Origin of the sequence: Mycobacterium sp. (assembly GCF_039583805.1) — a bacterium.
GTDB lineage: Bacteria > Actinomycetota > Actinomycetes > Mycobacteriales > Mycobacteriaceae > Mycobacterium.
In genome coordinates, this window is the sequence record NZ_JAVKSH010000182.1 from 1 (window position 1) to 3,472 (window position 3,472).

Annotated in this window: 2 protein-coding genes and 2 pseudogenes; 3 read left to right on the forward strand and 1 reads right to left on the reverse strand. The window is 73.8% G+C overall.

All coding sequences use genetic code 11. The features are described 5' to 3' along the window. Positions 1–96 precede the first annotated feature (96 nt). Positions 97–1,173, forward strand: a complete 1,077-nt coding sequence (trpD, locus tag ABDW21_RS16655; RefSeq protein ID WP_343602294.1) for an anthranilate phosphoribosyltransferase — start codon at positions 97–99, stop codon at positions 1,171–1,173. Here the strand turns inward: trpD and ABDW21_RS16660 are convergent. Next, positions 1,111–2,961, reverse strand: a pseudogene (locus ABDW21_RS16660) (DEDD exonuclease domain-containing protein); the annotation flags it as partial. The gene trpD and the pseudogene ABDW21_RS16660 overlap by 63 nt on opposite strands. A 133-nt stretch (positions 2,962–3,094) precedes the next feature. Between ABDW21_RS16660 and ABDW21_RS16665 the strand changes: the two are divergent. Together ABDW21_RS16665 and ABDW21_RS16670 are read left to right on the forward strand one after the other, a co-directional pair. Then, positions 3,095–3,358 (forward strand): hypothetical protein, encoded by a 264-nt coding sequence (locus ABDW21_RS16665; protein WP_343603317.1) that lies wholly within the window; start codon positions 3,095–3,097, stop codon positions 3,356–3,358. 41 nt (positions 3,359–3,399) lie between these two features. Then, positions 3,400–3,472 (forward strand): annotated as a pseudogene (locus ABDW21_RS16670) (IS607 family transposase); the annotation flags it as partial.

Sequence of the window (3,472 nt, forward strand, 5' to 3'; positions counted from 1 at the left end):
CCGGCTGCGCCGGGCTTGCGACCGGCGGGGTTGTGCGATGGCGGCCCGCTGCGCCCGGCTGCGCCGGGCTTGCGACCACCATGGGACCATCGGCGGATGGAGGTGTCGGGCGGGCGGCCCTCGGGCGGGGCGCTGTCGTGGCCCCGGGTGCTCGCAACCCTGACGGCGGGGCAGCACCTGGCCCGCGGGCAGGCCGCCTGGGCGATGGAACAGATCATGACCGGCGCCGCGACCCCCGCCCAGATTGCCGCGTTCGCGGTGGCGGTGACGGTGAAGGTCCCGACCGCGGCCGAGGTGGGCGAACTGGCCGATGTCATGCTGCACCATGCGCGCCCGCTGCCCATCGACGAGGTCGGGACCGACACCGTCGACGTGGTCGGCACCGGCGGCGACGGAGTCAGTACGGTCAATCTGTCCACCATGGCGGCGATCGTGGTGGCGGCCGCCGGCGTGCCGGTGGTCAAGCACGGCAACCGGGCAACGTCGTCGCTGGCCGGCGGCGCCGACACGCTGGAGGCGCTCGGGGTGCGCATCGACCTGAGCCCCGGCCAGGTCGCGCGAAGCGTCGCCGAAGTCGGGATCGGGTTCTGCTTCGCGCCGCGGTTCCACCCGTCCTACCGGCATGCCGCCGTGGTGCGGCGCGAGCTGGGCGTGCCGACGGTGTTCAATCTGCTTGGGCCACTGACCAATCCGGGCCGGCCGAGCGCCGGTCTGATCGGTTGCGCGTTCGCCGACTTGGCCGAGGTGATGGCCGGGGTGTTCGCGGCGCGGCGGTCCAGCGTGCTGGTGGTGCACGGCGACGACGGCCTCGACGAGCTGACCACCACCACGACCAGCACGATCTGGCGGGTGCAGGCCGGCACCGTGGACAGGCTGACGTTCGATCCGGCCGGATTCGGCTTCGCCCGTGCCGAACTCGACGACCTGCTAGGTGGCGACGCAGCGGCGAACGCGGCGGAGGCGCGCGCGGTGCTGGGCGGCGCCAAGGGCCCGGTCCGTGACGCCGTGGTGCTCAACGCGGCGGGCGCCATCGTGGCCCATGCCGGATTATCCAGCCGCGCCGAGTGGCTTCCGGCCTGGGAGGACGGGCTGCGCCGCGCCGCCGACGCGATCGACAGCGGGGCGGCCGAACAGCTGCTCACGCGATGGGTGCGGTTTGGTCAGCAGCTCTGAGTCGCCGACGTCCGGTTGGTGATGCGGCCCGCCGGGCGGGACGGCGATACCGCAGGTAGGGCTTACCGACTGGGCGGCGGCAGCCCGCGCCGAGCGGGCCGCCGCCGCCCAGTCGGCCCACGGGCCCGCGGATCGCAGCGGCTCGGCCCAGCCGGCACCGTCGCCGCCGCCGCGACAACTCACGACGCGCACCCCGGGCGCCGTCAACCAGCGCGCGATCAGCGCCGTCTCCTCGACGAGCGCGCCGCCCAGCGGACCGGCCCGCGGCAGGATCGCCTGGGCGCCGGCCGCAATCGCGTCGACGACCGGCATCGGCGGCACGCCCCGGCCGGCGACACCGGCCGCCGCGAGCTGGCCGTAGCGGACGACGACGAGCTGCCAGCCGCCGCGCCCGTCGGGCGCGGCGGCCGCCAGCTCGGGCAGCGCGGCCAGCGCACGCAGGCGCTGGCCGCGCCAGAGCACCTCGACCGTGGCCATGGCGTGGTCCCGCAGCCGGGCGGCGCTCTCGTAGCGGCCGCGATCGGCGAGCCTGGTGATCTGGTCGACCACGGCGGCCAGCGCGGTGTTGTCGTGACCGTCGATCAGTGCGGCGGCCCGCTCGACCGCGGGGGCGTAGCGAGCGGCGGTCGCGTCGCGGTCGGCCGGACACGGCGACACTTCCCGGGGCGGGCAGGCCGGCCCGTGCAGCGCCGAACGCGCCAGCCGGGCGGTGCAGGTGCGCACCCCGGTGAGGCGTGCCAGCAGCGCGGCGGTGTCGCCGGCGTCGGCTTTGGAGCGGAAGGGGCCGACCGCGCGGTCCTGTCGCGGGGTGCGTACCACCGACAGCCGCGGGAAGGCCTCATCGGTGATCGCCACCCACCACCAGCGGTGCGGGAACCTCGAGCGGCGGTTGTACGGCGGGGCGTGCGCCGCCAGCAGCCGCAGCTCGCGGACACCTGCTTCCAGCGGGTGCGCGCATTCGACGTGCTCCACCGCGGCGGCGAGGGTGACCATGTCCTTCATCCGGCGACGGGGGTCTGCGCCGTTGAAGTATTGAGTTACCCTGCGCCGCAGGTCGATTGCCGTGCCGATGTAGAGCACCTCTGCGCTCGGCCCGCGGAACAGGTACACGCCTGGCCGGTGCGGCAGCGCGTCGGCCAGCACGCGCTTGCGACGCTGGGCCGGCGCCACGTCGGGCAGATACGAGCGCAGGTCGGCGTGGGTGTGAACGCCCTGGTTGCCCACCCGCTCGATCAGCGCGTGCAACACGTCGACGGTGGCGCGGGCGTCGTCGAGGGCGCGGTGGGTGGGCTCGGTGGCGACACCGAGCAGTCGCGCCAAGGAGGCGAGCCGCACGCTGGGAGCCTCCTCGCGACTGAGCACCCGGCGGGCCAGCCGAACCGTGCACAGCACCGGCGGGCGCGGCCAGTCGATACCGCACTGCTCGGCGGCGGCCCGCAGGAAGCCCACGTCGAAGCCGGCGTTGTGAGCCACCAGCACTGCGCCCCGGGCGAACTCGAGGAATGCCGGCAGCACGGCGCTGATCGTCGGCGCGTCACACACCATCGCGGTGGTGATGCCGGTGAGCCGCACGATCTGCGGGGGAATGCGGCGTTGCGGGTCCACCAGGGTGGCGAACTCGCCCAGCACCTCCCCGCCGCGGACCTTGACCGCGCCGATCTCGGTGATGGCGTCTGCGTCGACGCCCCTCGAGCGCCCGCCGGTGGTCTCGAGGTCCACCACGACGAAGGTGGTGTGCCGCAACGACAGCTCCGCATCCTCGTCGGGGTCGGGAAGGCGCAGCTGCATGGTCGAGACATTAAGCGGCCGCACCGACACGGCCGGGATTCGGCGCGGCGTGTTCCCAGGGACGCGGAACCTGTCGGTGGGCGCGGTTAGGGTGCCGGCAGAGAAGACCGAGAACGGCGAAAGGACCAAGCAGATGGCACGAATCGGCAGCGCTGACGGCGAGGAACCAGGTCCGCCCCGGCCGACGGGATCGGTGGTGATCGACTGCGACGGCTGCGCGGTACGCGGTCCGGCGTGCCGCGACTGTGTGGTGAGCGTGTTGCTGGGAGTACCGGAGAGCCTGCGGGAGGACGAACGTGCGGCGTTGGAGGTGCTCGCCGAGGTGGGCCTGGCCCCACGACTGCGCCTGGTGCCGGTCCGCCGGCCGCGTCCGGGGTTACCAGCTGTTGCGGGTTGAGTGGTCGGTGGTTGTCGGTGGTGTGCTGTAGGAACATAGGTGTGAATTTGGCGGTGTGGGCTGAGCGCAACGGTGTTGCGCGGGTGAGCGCGTATCGCTGGTTCCACGCTGGCC